A 16,830-nucleotide genomic window follows, 5' to 3' on the forward strand; every position below is an offset into this window, starting at 1 on the left:
CATCTGATGTTATGGAGGCTTGCGAAACATGTTCCCTCAAGCATGGCAGGTGGGGCTGGATATACAAATCGACTGCGTGCGGGCGGTGGCGGCTCAACGCCGCCGCAACGGCTGGCAGTTGCGCCACTGGTGGCAGCAGGCGCTGCCGCAGGCGGTTTTACGCGATGGCTGTCTGGAACCTTCCGAATTTCTTATCCGGGCGCTGCGGCAATGGCGCGTCCAACTGCCGCGACATATTTCCTTACGCATTGCCCTGCCGGCGCAGCGCGTGTTGCAGCAACGCATGGCGCAGCCGGACGCGCGGCTGCGCGAGCCGGAACGCAGCGACTATATCGGCGGCCACGGTGTGAAGCAGTTTCCGCTCGACGGCCAGACGCTGGCGCTCGACTATCGCACCGCGCCGGCGGATGAGGCGGCGCTGTTGCTGACCGCCGCGCGGCGGCAGGAGCTGCAGCAGTGGCTGCATTGTCTGCGTCAGGCTGGCCTGCATCCGCAAGCGGTCGATATCACCCCCTGCGCGCTGCGGATGATGGCGACGGCGGCAGGCGTGCCGCCCGCCGCGGGGCTAATGCACCGTCTCGAACGAGAATGGCTGTGGGTGGCGCCGGCTGACGGCGCGTTCGCCTTTGGTCTGGCGCCGGGCGACGATGACGCGCAGGCGCTGCGGGCGCTGCAAGCCCAGATGCCGGCGGGCGACGATCGGCCCATCTATGCCGGCAGCGTGCTGGCAGGTGCCTTGCCCGCCGGTTGCCTTGCCTGGTCGCCGCTCAGCGCCTTCACGCAGCTGCGTCCGCCGTTGCCTGCGCATCCTTCGGCGTTCGCGTTGGCCGGTGGCCTGGCGCTGCGCGAGGAGGATCGCTGATGTATCAGGTCAACTTTCTGCCCTGGCGACAACGCCGCGAGCGGCGACGCGGCTATTTCTGGTTGGGCGTGCTGCTGTTGCAGCTAACGGCACTGCTGCTGGCGCTGTTCCTGGTCGCCGGCCAGTTGCGTCACCAACAGGCGCAGCGGCAGGCGCGGCTGGCGATGCTGGGTGAAGAGCTGGCGGCACTGACGTTGCTCGCCCGTCAGCAACAGCAAGAGCGGGCGCAGCGGGCGCTGCAGCGCGCCCGCGCCGAACGGCAGGCGAGCAACGCCCAACATAACCGGCGTTATTTTCAGCTGCTGCAGCAATTGTCCTCCAGCATTCCTCCACCGCTGTGGCTCACGGCGATGGAGAGTGATGCGGTGAACGGCCTGCGGCTGCGTGGATTGAGCCGCTCTCCTGCGGCCATCACGCAGTTCGAACGGCGGCTGGCGGGGATGCCTGCGTTGCCGCGGTTGCGTTTGGCTGAGGTGGCGCAACGCGACGACGGCCTGTACACCTTTCATCTGGCGGCGCAGTGGGGGCGTGATGGATAACCGTTTGTCATCCGGGCTGCGCCTCTGGCTGAGCTTGCCGGGCTGGCTATTACTGCTGTCGCAAGGGTTGGGTATCGGCACGTTGGCGCTGTTGGGCGGCGGCTGGATGCTGCAAGACGAATGGCGTCAGCGGGAAAGCGCGGCGGAGCGGCAACAGCGTCTGTTGCAACAGATCGCCATGGTGCAACGCCAACTGGACGAGGTGCCGGAAACCGCTATCCCGGCGGCGCCGCTACCTCCGTCCACCACCGGCGATCTGGCGAGCGTGCTGCAACGGGCGGGAGGCGCGTTGTTGCGCTGGCAGCGGCAGGAAAAACCGCCGCGGCAAACGCTGAGCTTGCGCATTGACTACGCCGGTTTGCTGGCGCTGCTGGAGACGCTGCCCACCGATGTACGCCTTGAGCAGCTGAGCGTGGAGACGCCGTCCCTTGGCATGACGGCGCGGTTGGTTTTGCAGGATGCCACCGAGGATCAGCCCAATGAGTAAAAGGCCCTGCCGTTGGTGGTGGTTGCTATGGCCATGGGCATTGTGCGCTGAGCCGCGCGACCCGTTTGCGCCGCTGCCGATGCCTGCTTGTGCCCAAACGGAGGCGTCGCCGGCGGGCTGGCGACTGAAAGGCGTCATCGGGCAACCGACGCTGCGCTATGGCTGGGTGGTGACGCCGGCGGGGCAATGGTTGCGCCTGCGGCCGCAGCAACGGGTGCTGGCCGAGCGCTGGCAGGTGACGCAGGTGCAGGCGCGTAGCCTGACGTTAACGGCGCTGACGGCCGAACCAGATTGCCCGGCGAGCCAGGGCGACGTCTCGCTCATGATGGACAACAAGGATGGCAAACCATGAAAGGATGTGTTGGATTGGGCTTGGCGCTGTGGTGCCTGGCGCTCGGCACCGCGCAGGCGCAGGATAAGCAGCGGGTTTCCCTGGAATTTCAGGATGCGCCGGTCACGGTCATCCTGCAGGCGTTGGCGGATTATCGGCAGATGAACCTGATCGCCGCGCCCGGCGTGAGCGGCAACCTGACGCTGCGGCTGGAGAATGTGCCCTGGCCGCAGGCGCTGGCGTTGACCCTGCGCATGGGCAAACTGGCGATGACGCGGGAAGGCAACGTGATACTGATCTCGCCGGAGCCGGACGCACAGGAAAAAAGGCAGCAGCGAGAGGCGTTGGCGCAGCGGCAACCGCTGCATAGCCTGACCTTGACGTTACAGAACGGCGATGCGGCGGAAATTGCCGAAAGCCTCAACGCCCAACGTGGCGCGTTGCTGAGCGAGCGTGGCAGCGTGTTGGCGGATAAACGCACCAATACGCTGCTGCTGCGCGACACCGCGCCAATCCTGACGCAGTTGAAAAAGCGGATAACGGAAATGGACGCGCCGCTGGCGCAGGTGCAACTGGCGGCGCATATCGTGACCATCAACCGCGAAAGCCTGCGTGAGCTTGGCGTGCGTTGGGGGTTGGCGCCCGACGACAGGCCGGCGCGGCCGTTGCGGCCGGGCAATGTCGGTGTCAACCTGCCGCTGGAGCGCAGCGCGGTGAACGCCGGTTTCCATCTGGCGCGCATCAGCGGGCGTTTGCTGAGCCTGGAGCTGACGGCGCTGGAGCAGGAGAATCAGGTGGAGATCATCGCCAGTCCACGCCTGCTGACGGCGCACCTGCAAACCGCCAGTATCAAGCAGGGAACCGAGATCCCTTACGAAGTGTCAAGCGGCGCCAGCGGTGCGACTGCCATCGAGTTCAAAGAGGCGGTGCTGGGCATGGAGGTGACACCGAAAGTGTTGCCGGACGGGCGCATCACGCTGACGCTGCACATCAGCCAAAATATGCCGGGGCGCGCCATCAGCCGCGGGGCGGGTGAGGCACTGACCATCGATAAACAGGAGATTAAGACGCAGATCACGGTGAAAAACGGTGAAACCCTGGTGCTCGGCGGTATTTTTCAACGGCATAGCGGCAAGACGGCGGACAAGGTGCCGGGGTTGGGGGATGTGCCGTTATTGGGAGGCTTGTTCCGACAAAGCGGCGCACAACAGAAAAAACGCGAGCTGGTGATCTTCATTACGCCGACCCTGATTAAGGGATAAGCGGCGGCCTGTCGGCCGGGCGGCAAATCTCCTAAAGTTGATGAGCAGATACACTTTTTTATCTCCTTGGGGGGATCTGCGTTTGACGCTGCGGCCGATTTAGCTTACAAGGGTTACCGAATTGAGCACCGAGGTTTTTTGTTAGCGTCAAGACGCCGTTAAAAACATATGGTTTCCCTCCCGCGGCGTGGATTGCGATTTATTCGGTTGCCAAACTACCAAGAGTGTTGAGATAATTTTTCGTCTGATCTCGCACTATCGCTCATGAGGTTTCAGTTTAGGTCCCGCCGCTGATTTGATTGGCGGGGCGGGTTAACATTAACGAATTGTCTTAGTAATACCGAAAAACATGGCAGAGAAACGCAATATCTTTCTGGTTGGGCCTATGGGTGCCGGCAAAAGCACTATTGGCCGTCAGTTAGCTCAGCAACTCAATATGGAGTTCTTCGACTCCGATCAAGAAATTGAGCGACGTACCGGAGCTGACGTGGGCTGGGTATTCGACGTGGAAGGGGAAGAAGGTTTCCGCGATCGTGAAGAAAAAGTCATTAATGAACTGACGGAAAAACAAGGGATTGTGTTGGCGACCGGCGGCGGTTCGGTGAAGTCGCGCGAAACGCGCAACCGTCTGTCCGCGCGCGGTGTGGTGGTCTATCTGGAAACCACGATCGAGAAGCAGCTTGCTCGTACCCAGCGTGATAAAAAACGCCCGCTGCTGCAGGTCGATTCTCCGCCGCGTGAAGTGCTGGAAGCCTTGGCGAAAGAGCGCAATCCGTTGTATGAAGAGATTGCCGATGTCACCATCCGCACCGACGATCAGAGCGCTAAAGTGGTTGCCAACCAGATCATCAACATGCTGGAAAGCAACTGATTGCCGCTTTCCGCGTTCGCCGTCGGCCAATGCGGAAAACTGATTTGTGTTCCCCGCCGCAGCGGGGATCAACCACCGCCGCACCATACAGAGAACTGAGCGCGACATGGAGAGAATTACTGTAACGCTTGGGGAGCGCAGCTACCCGATTACCATCGCCGCCGGATTGTTTAACGATCCGGCTTCTTTTATGCCGTTGAAGGCGGGTGAGCAAGCGATGTTGGTCACCAACCAGACCCTGGCGCCGCTTTATCTTGAGCGTGTCCGGCAGGTGTTGGAGCAGGGCGGCGTCGTGGTGGATCAGGTGATCCTTCCCGATGGTGAGCAGTACAAATCTCTGGCGGTGTTGGAGCAGGTGTTTTCGGCGCTGCTGGAAAAACCGCATGGGCGTGATACCACGCTGATCGCCCTCGGCGGCGGCGTTGTCGGCGATCTGACCGGCTTTGCCGCCGCGTGCTACCAACGCGGCGTGCGCTTTATTCAGGTTCCCACCACGTTGTTGTCGCAGGTGGACTCTTCCGTGGGCGGCAAGACCGCCGTCAACCACCCGCTCGGCAAAAACATGATTGGCGCTTTCTATCAACCCGCTTCGGTGGTGGTTGATCTGGATTGCCTGAAAACCTTGCCGACGCGTGAACTCTCTTCCGGCCTGGCAGAAGTCATCAAATACGGGATCATCCTCGATCGCGAGTTCTTCGTCTGGTTGGAAAACAACATCGATGCGCTGATGGCGCTGGATATGCAGGCGTTGGCCTACTGTATCCGCCGCTGCTGTGAGCTCAAGGCCGAGGTGGTGGCTGCCGACGAACGCGAAAGCGGCCTGCGCGCCTTGCTGAATCTGGGCCATACTTACGGCCACGCCATCGAAGCCGAAATGGGCTACGGCGTATGGCTGCACGGCGAAGCGGTGGCTGCGGGCATGGTGATGGCGGCGGAAACCGCGCACCGTCTCGGCCAGTTCTCCGTTGAAGATATCGAACGCATCAAAACGCTGCTGCTGCGCGCCGGCTTGCCGGTCTGCGGGCCGCAGGAAATGACGCCGGGATCCTATCTGCCGCACATGCTGCGCGACAAGAAAGTGCTGGCGGGTGAACTGCGCCTGGTGCTGCCGACCGCGATCGGTGCGGCGGAAGTGCGCGGCGGCGTAGGGCATGAGCTGGTGTTGGCGTCGATCGCCGCCTGCCTGCCTGAGCTGACGCGTAATTAAATCGGACTAAGTAACAGTGGCTTAGCCGCCATTTGCATCTATATTAATACAGTGAGCAGAGCACGACGGGTGTCGCTTTGCCATCATCGGGTTAATCTGCCCGTGCCACGGTAGGTCTACGGTGGTGGGCTTTTGCCTCTAGTTGGAGGGTTTCAGATGGACGAGTTTAAACCGGAAGACGATCTCAGACCTGATAGCAGCGATCGTCGCCCTACGCGCTCGCGCAAGCCGGCCGCTGCGCCGCGCTTCGCCGTTTCGCGCCAACATTTGATGATTGGCATCGGCATTTTGGTGCTGCTGCTGCTGATTATCGGCATCGGTTCCGCCCTGAAGGCGCCGACCAAACATGAAGCGGCTCAGGAGAACGGCGCGCAAAACGGCGGAGCCCGCGATATCAACCTGTCCGGTTCTTCGTCGCTGACTACCGCCAACAACGGCGTGCCGGGCGGTACCACGGATACCCACGATAACAACGGCGTGAGCGCGACTCAGCCGCAGCAACCGCAGAACGTCAGCGTTCCGCCGATCTCCGGCACGCCGACCGAAGCGCAAACGCAGCCTCAGCAGGGCGGTGCGCAGCAGCGCGTCGATTTGCCGGGCAACATGGCGGATGCGTTGTCGCAGCAGCAGGGGCAGGTGGATGCGGCGACCCAAGGCATGACCGGCGCAGCGTCGACGTTGCCGACCGCACCGGCGACGGTGATGAGCGGCGCCGCAGCGCGCGAAGCGACGCGTCCTGTGCAGGGAACCGCGCCGCAACAGCATAAAACGCCGGCGAAAACTGCCGCCGCCAAACCGGCCGCAACGCAGCATAAATCACCGACCACGGTGTATACGCCGCCGGCCAAGCCGTCTTCCACCGCGAAAGCGGGAGCGGTCGCCAGCAGCGGCAGCTCTGTGCAGTCTGCGCCGGGCAGCCACTATACCTTGCAGCTGAGCAGCGCTTCGCGTTCCGATACGCTGAACGCCTACGCCAAACAGCAGAAGCTGCAGAATTACCTGGTGTACGCCACCAAGCGTGACGGCAAGCCGTGGTACGTGCTGGTGAGCGGCAACTATGCTTCTTCCGCAGAAGCGAAGCGCGCCATTGCTTCGTTGCCGGCGGATGTGCAGGCGAAAAAACCATGGGTCCGACCTGTACACCAAGTGCAGCAAGATCTTAAAAAATAAATCATTTAAATTTGTGCGCTGATGTGCTGTCTGAAACAGAGTACAATCCGCCGCTCTGAATTGTATAAGTAGCTAATTGACGGCATGAAGAAAAACCGCGCTTTTTTAAAATGGGCTGGTGGAAAATACCCGCTGGTAGATGAGATTCGTCGCCATCTGCCGGCGGGAGACTGCTTAATCGAGCCCTTCGTGGGTGCGGGATCCGTCTTTCTGAATACGGATTACGACGCCTACATTCTCGCCGACATCAATAGCGATCTTATCAACCTGTATAACATCGTTAAGCTGCGCACGGATGACTTCGTGCGCGATGCCCGCACGCTTTTCGCCGATGAATTCAATAACTCGGATCAGTTTTACCTGCTGCGAGAAGAGTTCAATACTAGTACCGAGCCTTACCGCCGGGCGCTGCTGTTCCTGTACCTGAACCGTCACTGCTATAACGGCCTGTGCCGCTATAACCTGCGCGGCGAGTTTAACGTGCCGTTCGGCCGGTACAAGAAACCGTACTTCCCGGAAGAAGAGCTCTACTGGTTTGCCGAAAAATCGCGCAATGCCACTTTTGTCTGCGAGCATTACCGCGATACCATGGCGAAGGCCGTGGCCGGTGCCGTGGTGTATTGCGATCCGCCTTACGCGCCGCTGTCGGCGACGGCGAATTTCACCGCTTACCACACCAACAGCTTCAGCATCGCCGATCAGCAGAGTTTGGCGCATCTGGCGCACCAGCTCTCGGTAGAGAGCCAGGTACCGGTATTGATCTCCAATCACGATACCGAGCTGACGCGCGACTGGTACCAGCATGCTGCGCTGTATGTGGTGAAAGCGCGCCGCACGATCAGCCGCAATATTCTCGGCCGCAGCAAAGTGAATGAGCTTTTGGCGCTGTATCGCTAAGCCGGGGGCACCCCGGCGCATAACAACTCGACCCTACGTTTGGAGAAGCGGATGAAAAAGTTTTTGATTGCCCCGTCCATTCTGTCGGCAGATTTTGCCCGGTTAGGTGAAGATACCGCTAACGTGCTGGCCGCAGGCGGCGACGTGGTGCACTTCGACGTCATGGACAACCACTACGTGCCCAATCTGACCATCGGTCCGATGGTGTGCGAAGCGCTGCGCAACTACGGCATTACCGCGCCGATTGACGTGCATCTGATGGTCAAGCCGGTAGATCGCATCGTGCCAGATTTCGCCAAGGCCGGCGCGTCTTATATCTCTTTCCATCCAGAAGCTTCCGAACATGTCGATCGCACCATTCAGCTGATCAAAGAGCACGGTTGTAAGGCCGGCCTGGTGTTCAACCCGGCGACGCCGCTAAGCTACCTCGATTACGTGATGGATAAAATTGACGTGATCCTGCTGATGTCGGTCAACCCGGGCTTCGGCGGCCAGTCGTTTATCCACGGCACTCTGGACAAGCTGCGCCAGGTACGCAAACTGATCGACGACAGCGGTCGCGATATCCGCCTGGAAGTCGACGGCGGGGTGAAAGTGGATAACATCGCCGAAATCGCCGCCGCAGGCGCCGATATGTTCGTCGCCGGTTCCGCCATCTTTGGCCAGCCGGACTACCGCAAGGTGATTGACGAAATGCGCAGCGAGCTGGCGAAGGTTACCCATGGCTGATTTCGGCGCGATCCGCGCATTGGCCTTCGATCTGGACGGCACGCTGGTCGACAGCGCGCCGGGTCTGGCGGCCGCCATCGATATGGCGCTGGAAGAGACGGGCCTGCCGCAAGCGGGTGAGGAGCGGGTCGGCACCTGGATCGGCAACGGCGCCGACGTGCTGGTGCAGCGCGCGCTGCGTTGGGCGGAGGCGGAAGGCTCGCCGGAGCAGTGCAGCCGGCTCCGTGAACGCTTCGACCATTTCTACGCGCAGACCGTCGACAGCGGCAGCCGTCTGTTCCCACAGGTGCAAGAGACGCTGGCCCGCCTGGCCGCGCACGGTTACCCGATGGCGCTGGTGACCAACAAGCCGACGCCGTTCGTGGCGCCGCTGCTGGCATCGTTGGGCATTGGCGACTATTTCTCGCTGGTGATCGGCGGCGACGACGTGACGGAAAAGAAACCGCACCCGGCACCGTTGTACCTGGTGCTCGGCAAGCTTGGCCTGCGCGCGCATGAACTGCTGTTCGTCGGCGACTCACGCAACGATATTCAAGCCGCGCAGGGTGCCGGTTGCCCGAGCGTCGGCTTTACCTACGGTTATAACTACGGCGAATCGATCGCCCTGAGCCACCCCGATCGGGTGTTGGAGCGCTTCGCCGATTTGTTGCCCGCTCTTGGGCTGTCATCTTTAGAGAATCAGGAAATTTAAACATGAGTAAGCCCATCGTATTTAGCGGCGCGCAGCCGTCCGGCGAACTGACCATCGGCAACTACATGGGTGCGCTGCGTCAGTGGGTGCAGATGCAGGACGACTACGACTGCATCTATTGCATCGTCGATCTGCATGCCATCACCGTGCGCCAGGACGCCGAGAAGCTGCGCAAGGCCACGCTGGATACGCTGGCGCTGTACCTGGCCTGCGGTATCGATCCGGAAAAAAGCACCATCTTCGTGCAGTCGCACGTGCCTGAGCACACGCAGCTGAGCTGGGTGCTGAACTGTTACACCTATTTCGGCGAACTGAGCCGCATGACGCAGTTCAAGGACAAATCCGCGCGCTACGCGGAGAACATCAACGCCGGGCTGTTCAGCTATCCGGTGCTGATGGCGGCGGACATCCTGCTGTATCAAACCAACCAGGTGCCGGTGGGCGAAGATCAGAAACAGCACCTGGAGCTGAGCCGCGACGTGGGCCAGCGTTTCAACGCGCTGTACGGCGACGTGTTCAAAGTGCCGGAGCCGTTTATTCCTAAATCCGGCGCGCGCGTGATGTCGCTGCAGGAGCCGACCAAGAAGATGTCCAAGTCGGACGACAACCGCAACAACGTGATTGGCCTGCTGGAAGATCCGAAAGCGGTGACCAAGAAGATCAAACGCGCAATGACCGACTCGGAAGAGCCGCCTGTCGTGCGTTACGACGTGGTCAACAAGGCGGGCGTCTCCAACCTGTTGGATATCCTCGCCGGCGTGACCGGCAAGAGCATCGCGCAGTTGGAAGCCGAGTTTGAAGGCCAGATGTACGGCCACCTGAAAGGCGCGGTGGCGGAAGCCGTCTCCGGCATGCTGGCTGAGCTGCAGGAGCGCTACCACCGTTTCCGCAACGACGAAGCCTATCTGCAGCAGGTCATGCGCGACGGCGCCGCCAAGGCCCGCGCACGCGCGCAGGAAACGCTGGCGAAGGTCTATCAGGCCGTCGGTTTCGTACCGCCGCAGGCGTAACGCCGGCGCAAATAAAAAAGCGGCCTAAGGCCGCTTTTTTTACGTCGGTATTATGCCATTTGCGCCAGGCTGGCGGGCGATTCCTCGCTGGCGAACCAATTGAGCTTGCTGCGCAGGCTGACCACGCTGCCGACGATGATCAGGCTGGGGCTGGCGGCCTGCAGGGACAAGGCGCCCAGTTGGTGGAGCTCGCCTTCGATCACCCGCTGGCGGCAAGAGGTGCCGTTTTCCACCAGCGCCACCGGCGTGGCGGCCGGCAGTCCGTTCGCGATCAGCCGGCGCTGGATTTCCGCCGCTTGCGACAGCCCCATATAGAACACCAGCGTCTGTTGCCCGGCGGCCAGCGTCGCCCAGTCCAATCCACCGTCGGCCTTGGCGTGGCCGGTCACCAGGCGGACGCTCTGCGCATGGTCGCGGTGGGTGAGCGGGATGCCGCTGTAGGCGGAACAGCCGGAGGCGGCGGTAATGCCCGGCACCACCGAGAACGGCACGTTGGCGTCCGCCAGCGTCTCCAGCTCTTCGCCGCCGCGGCCGAAGATAAAGGGATCGCCGCCCTTCAGTCGTACCACGCGTTTGCCTTGCAGCGCTTGCTGCAGCAGAATTTGGTTGATCTGTTCCTGCGGCACGCAGTGGTGCCCGGCGCGTTTGCCGACGAAGATGCGCTCGGCGTCGCGGCGCACCAGCGCCATGATCTCTTCGGAGACCAGCCGGTCGTAAACCACCACGTCGGCCTGCTGGATCTGTTGCAGCCCTTTCAGCGTCAGCAAACCGGCATCGCCCGGCCCGGCGCCGACCAGCACCACTTCACCGCGATCTGCCGGCTGTTCGCTGAACAGTTGCTCGAGCTGGCGTTCGGCCAGCGCGGCGTCGCCGTTGGCCAGCGATTGCGCCAGCCGATCGTGAGCGAACAACCGTTCCCAGAAGCGACGGCGTGCGCCGAGGCCGCTGAAGCGTTGTTTTACCCGCTGCCGCAGCGAGCCGCCCAGTTGGGCCAGCTTGCCGAGGTGCTGCGGCAGCATTGCTTCCAGCTTCTCGCGCAGCAGCCGCGCCAACACCGGCGCTTTGCCGCCGGAGGACACCGCCACCATGATCGGCGAACGGTCGATAATCGACGGCATGATAAAGCTGGCGCGTTTCGGGTCGTCGACCACGTTGCAGAATACCCGCTGCTGGTTGGCGCATTGGTACACCCGCGCGTTGACCTCCAGCCGGTCAGTGGCGGCGATCACCAGCCATTTTTCCGCCAGCAGGGCCGGGCTGAATTCGCCCTCGGCCAGCGTCACCAGGCCTTCTTCCGCCCATTGGCGGAACTGCGGGGTGAAGTCCAGGGCGTTGACGGTCAGCGCCGCGCCGGCGTCCAGCAGCAGGCGCGCTTTGCGTTCGGCGATTTCGCCGCCGCCGACCAGCAGGCAGGCTTTGTGTTGCAGTTGGCAGAAAATCGGCAGGTAATCCATCGGCACTCCTCGGGGTCATCAGGGTGGGGGCGAAAGGCGCCCCCGAAAACTCAGGCGGTCTGACGTGCGGCGGCTTTCGCCGCCTGCGGGCGTTCGGCGCGCGGCGTGGCGTACCAATACCCCAGGCCCATCAGCACCGAGCCGGACAGGATGTTGCCCAGCGTCACCCACAGCAGGTTGTGGCCGATGCCGGCGAGGGTGTAGGCCTCGCTGTGGTTGCCGAACCAGGAGAGAGCGAACAGCGTCATGTTGGCGACGGAGTGTTCGTAACCCGAGGCGATAAAGGCCAGCAGGCACCACCAAATGGCGATGAACCTGGCGGCGCCTTCAACGCGGATCGCCATCCAAATCGCCAGACAAACCAGCCAGTTGCACAGCACGCCCTTGAAGAACAGCACCTCGGCCGGCGCGGTGGTTTTCGCCAACGCGGCGCTGTGTACCAGGCTGGTATCCACCGGCAGCAGGCTGCCGCCGCCGTAGTAATACATCAGCGCCACCAGCACCGAGCCGAGCAGGTTGCCGAGCCAGGTTTGCGGCAGCACCGCCCACATCTGGCTTTGGCGGATGGTGCCGGCCTTGACGCCGAGCGTCAGGAACATCGTATGGCCGGTGAACAGCTCGGAACCGGCGATGATCACCAGCGTCAGCGCGATGCCGAAGGTGGCGCCCATCACCAGCGGCCGTATGCTTGGGTCGACCAGGTTGCCGAGGGTGAAGATCAGGATGATGCCGAGGCCGACGTAGGCGCCCGCCATCGCCGAACTGATCCAAAAGCCGAGCGGGCTCTCCTTCGCCAGGCGGACGATGCGCGCCGCGTTGGCGGCGCATTTGTTGATCGTATCGGTAAACATGTTGCCTCCCGAAAGGTTATGCCGCGACTTGCACGATGCCGTCGACCACCCGGCTGGTGAAGCTGGTGACGGAACGACTGTCATCTTCCAGACAGTGGCCGTCGTACAGGCGGAAATGCTGTTTCTTCAGCGGGCTGGCGACCCACAATTCGCCCTGATGTTCGGCGATGAGGCCGCGCGACAGCACGCTGGCCTGGGCGAACGGGTCGATATTGCTGATGGCGAACACCTGTTCGTCGGCATAGGGGCGGAACACCGCCACCTGCCGATCGCCGATCAGGGCGCACACGCCGGTGCCGGGCAGAATGTCGGCGACGGGACAAACGGTAATCCACTGGCTCATGCGTGACTCTCCTCGGTATCGATCAGGGTGACGGGAATGCGCTCGTCCGGGCGCGCCGGGCGGTGCTGGTCGCGTTCGGCCACCACCTGCACGTTCGGATCGCGCAGCGGGCTGTTGATGAAGTGGGCGAAGCGCAGCTGCGTTTCCGGGTGCTCGACGGTCTCTTTCCATTCGCAGACCACCGCGTCGCGCAGGCGGGCGATCTCGGCTTCCAACTGCGCGTTGATGCCGAGCTTGTCGTCGACGATCACCTTGCGCAGGTAATCGATGCCACCTTCCAGGCTCTCCAGCCACACCGAGGTGCGCTGCAGCTTATCGGCGGTGCGGATATAGAACATCATGAAGCGGTCGAGGTAGCGCACCAGGGTCTCGCGATCGAGATCGGCGGCCAGCAGATCGGCGTGGCGCGGTTTCATGCCGCCGTTGCCGCAGACATACAGGTTCCAGCCGTTCTCGGTGGCGATGATGCCGACGTCCTTGCCCTGCGCTTCGGCGCATTCACGGGTGCAGCCCGAGACGCCGAACTTCATTTTGTGCGGGGTGCGGATGCCTTTGTAACGGTGCTCCAGCGTGACGCCGAAGCCGACGCTGTCGCCGACGCCGTAGCGGCACCAGGTGCTGCCGACGCAGGTTTTCGCCATGCGCAGCGCCTTGGCGTATGCGTGGCCGGTTTCAAAGCCGGCGGCGAGCAGCTTGCGCCAGATGGCCGGCAGGTCGTCTTTCTGTGCGCCGAACATGCCGATGCGCTGCGAACCGGTCATTTTGGTGTAGAGGTTGTACTCCTTGGCGATTTGGCCGATGGCCAGCAGGCCGTCCGGGGTGATTTCGCCGCCGGCGGAGCGCGGGATCACCGAATAGGTGCCGTCTTTCTGGATATTGCCGAGGAAGTTGTCGTTGGTATCCTGCAGCGGCGTATGCTGCGGCTTGAGGATGTACTCGTTCCAGCAAGAAGCCAGCAACGAGCCGACGGTTGGCTTACAGACTTCGCAGCCGTAGCCTTTGCCGTATTTGGTCAGCAGCGCCTCGAACGACTTGATGCCTTCGACGCGGATCAGGTGGAACAGCTCCTGGCGCGAATAGGCGAAGTGTTCGCACAGGTGATGGTTGACCTCGATGCCTTGCTTGCTCAGCTCGGCGTTCAGCACCTGGGTGAGCAGCGGGATGCAGCCGCCGCAGCCGGTGCCGGCCTTGGTTTCGGCCTTCAGCGCCGCCACGGTGTGGCAGCCTTTGTTGACCGCCTGAATGATGTCGCCTTTGCTGACGTCGAAGCAGGAGCAGATCTGCGCGCTTTCCGGCAGCGAATCCACGCCGATGGCCGGTTTGCTGCCCGCATGGGCCGGCAGGATCAGGCCGTCCGGGTTTTCCGGCAGCGCGATGCCGTTCAACGCCAGCTGCAGCAGGTTGCCATAATCGCTGGTGTCGCCCACCAGCACCGCGCCGAGCAGGGTTTTGTTGTCGGCGCTGACGATGAGGCGTTTGTAGACTTCTTTGCTTTCATCCAGATAGACGTAGCTGCGGGCGCCCTCGGTGCGGCCGTGGGCATCGCCGATGCCGCCGACGTCTACGCCCAGCAGCTTCAGCTTGGCGCTCATGTCGGCGCCCTGGAAGCCGTTTTCGCGGTTCAGCAGGTGATCGGCGGCCACCTGCGCCATTTTGTAACCCGGCGCCACCAGGCCGAAGGTGCGATCGCGCCAGGCGGCGCACTCCCCGATGGCGTACACGTCCGGATCAGACGTCTGGCAGCTGTCGTTGATGGCGATGCCACCGCGGCGGCCAATCTCCAGCCCGCACTGGCGCGCCAGCTTGTCCTGGGCGCGGATGCCGGTGGAGAACACGATGAAATCCACTTCCAGCAGGCTGCCGTCGGCGAAATGCAGGGTTTTGCGCGCCGTGCCGCCGCCGTTGACGATCTCCTGGGTGTTTTTGCCGGTGTGTACCTTGACGCCCATGCGCTCGATCTTGCGGCGCAGCTGGTCACCGCCCATCGGGTCGAGCTGTTCGGCCATCAGCACCGGAGCGAACTCGATCACGTGCGTTTCTACCCCCAGGCTTTTCAGCGCGCCGGCGGCTTCCAGCCCCAGCAGCCCGCCGCCGACTACCGCGCCGCGCTCGCTGCGGCGCGCGCAGGATTCGATGGCGTTCAGGTCTTCGATGGTGCGGTAAACGAAGCAGTCCTGGCTATCCGAGCCTTTAATCGGCGGGATCCACGGGTAAGAGCCGGTGGCCATGATCAGCTTGTCGTAATAGACGGTGCGGCCGGTGTTGGAGTGGATGACCTTCTCGTCGCGATTGATGGTGATAGCGCGCTCGCCGATCAGCACCTTCACGCCGTGTTTTTCGTAAAAGCCTTCGCGCACCAGCGACAGCTCTTCGGCGGTGTGGTGCGAGAAGTAGGAGGAAAGGTGCACGCGATCGTAAGCGATGCGCGGTTCTTCGCAAAATACGGTGATGTCGAATTGGTCTTTGTCTGCTTTATCCAACAGATCTTCGATGAACCGGTGGCCGACCATGCCATTGCCGACGACGGCAAGTTTGACTCTGCTCATTATTGCCTCAAAATTCGGGTTTCCTAGGCTTACCTTATCCCTCCCGATGAGCAATTTATTGATGCAAATCAATCACACTCCCATATACCTCTAACGTGGTATATGGATGATTTTTCACGTTTTTTGATAAGTTGCGGATTTTATTCACCTTTAGCTGAAGCGAGTCAGTTTGCATGCAAATTACCCCGCAGGGAGTAAACGCAGGGGGTAGGCATGAAGCGGTGACTTTGTCAGCGCGATCCGCTGCCAGTATGATGAAGAAAACCAGCGCAACGGCAGAGGTGAAGGGTGGCGAAACGTCCATTGAAGTTTATCGATAACCTGCGTTTAAGCGGGCATGAAGGGTTGTGGCAACTGGCGATCGAGCAGGGGCGCATCGCGCATCTGGTGCCGCAACCGGAAGGGCTGGAGTGGCGCAGCGACGTGTTGGATGCGCAGGGCGGGTTGGCGCTGCCGGCGTTCGTCGAACCGCATATCCACCTGGATACCACGCAAACCGCCGGTCAGCCGGCCTGGAACCAGTCCGGCACGCTGTTCGAGGGCATTGAGCGCTGGGCCGAACGCAAGGCGCTGTTGACTCATGAAGACGTCAAGCAGCGCGCCTGGCAAACGCTCAAGTGGCAGATCGCTAACGGCGTGCAGTATGTGCGCACCCACGTCGACGTTTCCGATCCCACGCTGACCGCGCTGCGCGCCATGCTGGAGGTGAAACGGGAGGTGGCGCCCTGGGTAACGCTGCAGATCGTCGCCTTCCCGCAGGAGGGGATCCTCTCTTATCCCAACGGCGAAGCGCTGCTTGAAGAGGCGCTGCGGCTGGGGGCCGACGTGGTGGGCGCCATTCCGCACTTCGAATTCACCCGCGAATACGGCGTGGAGTCGCTGCATAAGGCGTTCGCACTGGCGCAAAAATACGATCGGCTGGTGGACGTGCACTGCGACGAGATAGACGACGAGCAATCGCGCTTCGTCGAAACCGTGGCGGCGCTGGCGCTGAAGCTGGAGATGGGGGCGAAAGTCACCGCCAGCCACACCACGGCGATGCACTCTTACAACGGAGCTTACGCCTCGCGGCTGTTCCGCCTGCTGAAAATGTCCGGCATCAACTTTGTCGCCAATCCGCTGGTGAACATTCACCTGCAGGGGCGTTTCGACAGCTATCCGAAACGGCGCGGCGTGACGCGGGTGAAGGAGATGCTGGAGGCGGAGATCAACGTCTGCTTTGGCCACGACGACGTGTTCGATCCCTGGTATCCGCTCGGCACCGCCAACATGCTGCAGGTGCTGCATATGGGGCTGCACGTGTGCCAGCTGATGGGCTATGGCCAAATCGACGACGGGCTGAAGCTGATCACCAGCCACAGTGCGCGCACCCTTAACCTCAGCGACTATGGCCTGGCGGCCGGCAACAGCGCCAACCTGGTGATCCTGCCGGCGGAAAGCGGTTTCGACGCGGTGCGCCGCCAGACGCCGGTGCGTTATTCGATTCGCCAGGGGGCGGTGATCGCCGAAACGCGGCCGGCGGAAACCACGCTGCATTTGCAGCAGGATGAGACGGTAGATTTTCGGCGCTAAGGCGCAAA

General features: G+C 62.1%; 17 protein-coding genes. 13 read left to right on the plus strand and 4 right to left on the minus strand.

The features are described from left to right. Nucleotides 1–28: 28 nt before the first annotated feature. The 12 genes from pilM (at nt 29) to trpS (ending at nt 10,056) form a co-directional block, all read left to right on the plus strand. Nucleotides 29–862, plus strand: coding sequence for a pilus assembly protein PilM (pilM, locus tag JL05_RS05785; RefSeq protein WP_033631912.1), 834 nt, complete (start codon nt 29–31; stop codon nt 860–862). Beyond that, nucleotides 862–1,401, plus strand: coding sequence for a PilN domain-containing protein (locus JL05_RS05790; protein WP_033631913.1), 540 nt, complete (start codon nt 862–864; stop codon nt 1,399–1,401). Before pilM ends, JL05_RS05790 begins: the two co-directional genes overlap by 1 nt. Continuing rightward, nucleotides 1,394–1,888 (plus strand): hypothetical protein, encoded by a 495-nt coding sequence (locus JL05_RS05795; RefSeq protein ID WP_033631914.1) that lies wholly within the window; start codon nt 1,394–1,396, stop codon nt 1,886–1,888. Before JL05_RS05790 ends, JL05_RS05795 begins: the two co-directional genes overlap by 8 nt. Beyond that, nucleotides 1,881–2,240, plus strand: a complete 360-nt coding sequence (locus JL05_RS05800) for a HofP DNA utilization family protein (protein WP_033631915.1) — start codon at nt 1,881–1,883, stop codon at nt 2,238–2,240. Before JL05_RS05795 ends, JL05_RS05800 begins: the two co-directional genes overlap by 8 nt. Next, nucleotides 2,237–3,481, plus strand: a complete 1,245-nt coding sequence (gene hofQ, locus JL05_RS05805; protein ID WP_074469418.1) for a DNA uptake porin HofQ — start codon at nt 2,237–2,239, stop codon at nt 3,479–3,481. The genes JL05_RS05800 and hofQ overlap by 4 nt, the downstream gene beginning before the upstream one ends. A 349-nt stretch (nt 3,482–3,830) precedes the next feature. Beyond that, complete coding sequence (gene aroK, locus JL05_RS05810) at nt 3,831–4,352, plus strand: shikimate kinase AroK (protein ID WP_004391482.1); 522 nt, start codon at nt 3,831–3,833, stop codon at nt 4,350–4,352. 106 nt (nt 4,353–4,458) lie between these two features. Next, complete coding sequence (aroB, locus tag JL05_RS05815; RefSeq protein ID WP_033631916.1) at nt 4,459–5,559, plus strand: 3-dehydroquinate synthase; 1,101 nt, start codon at nt 4,459–4,461, stop codon at nt 5,557–5,559. Between the two features lie 156 nt (nt 5,560–5,715). Then, nucleotides 5,716–6,729, plus strand: a complete 1,014-nt coding sequence (locus JL05_RS05820; RefSeq protein ID WP_033631917.1) for an SPOR domain-containing protein — start codon at nt 5,716–5,718, stop codon at nt 6,727–6,729. Between the two features lie 84 nt (nt 6,730–6,813). Further along, nucleotides 6,814–7,626, plus strand: a complete 813-nt coding sequence (gene dam / locus JL05_RS05825; protein WP_004930319.1) for an adenine-specific DNA-methyltransferase — start codon at nt 6,814–6,816, stop codon at nt 7,624–7,626. Between the two features lie 51 nt (nt 7,627–7,677). After that, nucleotides 7,678–8,355: a ribulose-phosphate 3-epimerase gene (gene rpe, locus JL05_RS05830; protein WP_004930320.1), complete on the plus strand. Its 678-nt coding sequence runs from the start codon at nt 7,678–7,680 to the stop codon at nt 8,353–8,355. Next, entirely contained in the window at nt 8,348–9,046 is a 699-nt protein-coding gene (locus tag JL05_RS05835) for a phosphoglycolate phosphatase (RefSeq protein WP_033631918.1), read from the plus strand. The genes rpe and JL05_RS05835 overlap by 8 nt, the downstream gene beginning before the upstream one ends. Nucleotides 9,047–9,048: 2 nt before the next feature. Next, complete coding sequence (gene trpS / locus JL05_RS05840; RefSeq protein ID WP_004930324.1) at nt 9,049–10,056, plus strand: tryptophan--tRNA ligase; 1,008 nt, start codon at nt 9,049–9,051, stop codon at nt 10,054–10,056. A gap of 50 nt (nt 10,057–10,106) precedes the next feature. Here the strand turns inward: trpS and cysG are convergent, their stop codons facing one another. From cysG to nirB, 4 genes are read right to left on the minus strand one after another with little or no spacing between them, the layout of a single operon-like run. Further along, the gene (gene cysG, locus JL05_RS05845; RefSeq protein WP_033631919.1) at nt 10,107–11,510 is read right to left on the minus strand and encodes a siroheme synthase CysG; all 1,404 of its coding nucleotides are present in this window, start codon (nt 11,508–11,510) and stop codon (nt 10,107–10,109) included. 50 nt (nt 11,511–11,560) lie between these two features. Next, a complete protein-coding gene (gene nirC, locus JL05_RS05850) occupies nt 11,561–12,361 on the minus strand; it encodes a nitrite transporter NirC (RefSeq protein WP_021504771.1) in 801 nt (266 codons plus the stop codon). Between the two features lie 16 nt (nt 12,362–12,377). Next, nucleotides 12,378–12,704, minus strand: coding sequence for a nitrite reductase small subunit NirD (gene nirD, locus JL05_RS05855; protein ID WP_033631920.1), 327 nt, complete (start codon nt 12,702–12,704; stop codon nt 12,378–12,380). Then, nucleotides 12,701–15,250, minus strand: a complete 2,550-nt coding sequence (gene nirB / locus JL05_RS05860) for a nitrite reductase large subunit NirB (protein ID WP_033631921.1) — start codon at nt 15,248–15,250, stop codon at nt 12,701–12,703. The genes nirD and nirB overlap by 4 nt, the downstream gene beginning before the upstream one ends. 303 nt (nt 15,251–15,553) lie before the next feature. On the opposite strand from nirB, the gene JL05_RS05865 reads away from it, so the two are divergent. Beyond that, on the plus strand, nt 15,554–16,822 hold the full coding sequence (locus JL05_RS05865; protein ID WP_033631922.1) for a cytosine deaminase: 1,269 nt from the start codon (nt 15,554–15,556) through the stop codon (nt 16,820–16,822). Nucleotides 16,823–16,830: the final 8 nt, after the last annotated feature.

This window comes from Serratia nematodiphila DZ0503SBS1 (assembly GCF_000738675.1).
GTDB classification, from domain to species: domain Bacteria; phylum Pseudomonadota; class Gammaproteobacteria; order Enterobacterales; family Enterobacteriaceae; genus Serratia; species Serratia nematodiphila.

Bases quoted from the DNA above. Each gene is read 5' to 3' on its own strand.
- pilM (WP_033631912.1), top strand. From the start codon at position 29: ATGTTCCCTCAAGCATGGCAGGTGGGGCTGGATATACAAATCGACTGC.
- JL05_RS05790 (WP_033631913.1), top strand. From the start codon at position 862: ATGTATCAGGTCAACTTTCTGCCCTGGCGACAACGCCGCGAGCGGCGA.
- JL05_RS05795 (WP_033631914.1), top strand. From the start codon at position 1,394: ATGGATAACCGTTTGTCATCCGGGCTGCGCCTCTGGCTGAGCTTGCCG.
- JL05_RS05800 (WP_033631915.1), top strand. From the start codon at position 1,881: ATGAGTAAAAGGCCCTGCCGTTGGTGGTGGTTGCTATGGCCATGGGCA.
- hofQ (WP_074469418.1), top strand. From the start codon at position 2,237: ATGAAAGGATGTGTTGGATTGGGCTTGGCGCTGTGGTGCCTGGCGCTC.
- aroK (WP_004391482.1), top strand. From the start codon at position 3,831: ATGGCAGAGAAACGCAATATCTTTCTGGTTGGGCCTATGGGTGCCGGC.
- aroB (WP_033631916.1), top strand. From the start codon at position 4,459: ATGGAGAGAATTACTGTAACGCTTGGGGAGCGCAGCTACCCGATTACC.
- JL05_RS05820 (WP_033631917.1), top strand. From the start codon at position 5,716: ATGGACGAGTTTAAACCGGAAGACGATCTCAGACCTGATAGCAGCGAT.
- dam (WP_004930319.1), top strand. From the start codon at position 6,814: ATGAAGAAAAACCGCGCTTTTTTAAAATGGGCTGGTGGAAAATACCCG.
- rpe (WP_004930320.1), top strand. From the start codon at position 7,678: ATGAAAAAGTTTTTGATTGCCCCGTCCATTCTGTCGGCAGATTTTGCC.
- JL05_RS05835 (WP_033631918.1), top strand. From the start codon at position 8,348: ATGGCTGATTTCGGCGCGATCCGCGCATTGGCCTTCGATCTGGACGGC.
- trpS (WP_004930324.1), top strand. From the start codon at position 9,049: ATGAGTAAGCCCATCGTATTTAGCGGCGCGCAGCCGTCCGGCGAACTG.
- cysG (WP_033631919.1), bottom strand. From the start codon at position 11,510: ATGGATTACCTGCCGATTTTCTGCCAACTGCAACACAAAGCCTGCCTG.
- nirC (WP_021504771.1), bottom strand. From the start codon at position 12,361: ATGTTTACCGATACGATCAACAAATGCGCCGCCAACGCGGCGCGCATC.
- nirD (WP_033631920.1), bottom strand. From the start codon at position 12,704: ATGAGCCAGTGGATTACCGTTTGTCCCGTCGCCGACATTCTGCCCGGC.
- nirB (WP_033631921.1), bottom strand. From the start codon at position 15,250: ATGAGCAGAGTCAAACTTGCCGTCGTCGGCAATGGCATGGTCGGCCAC.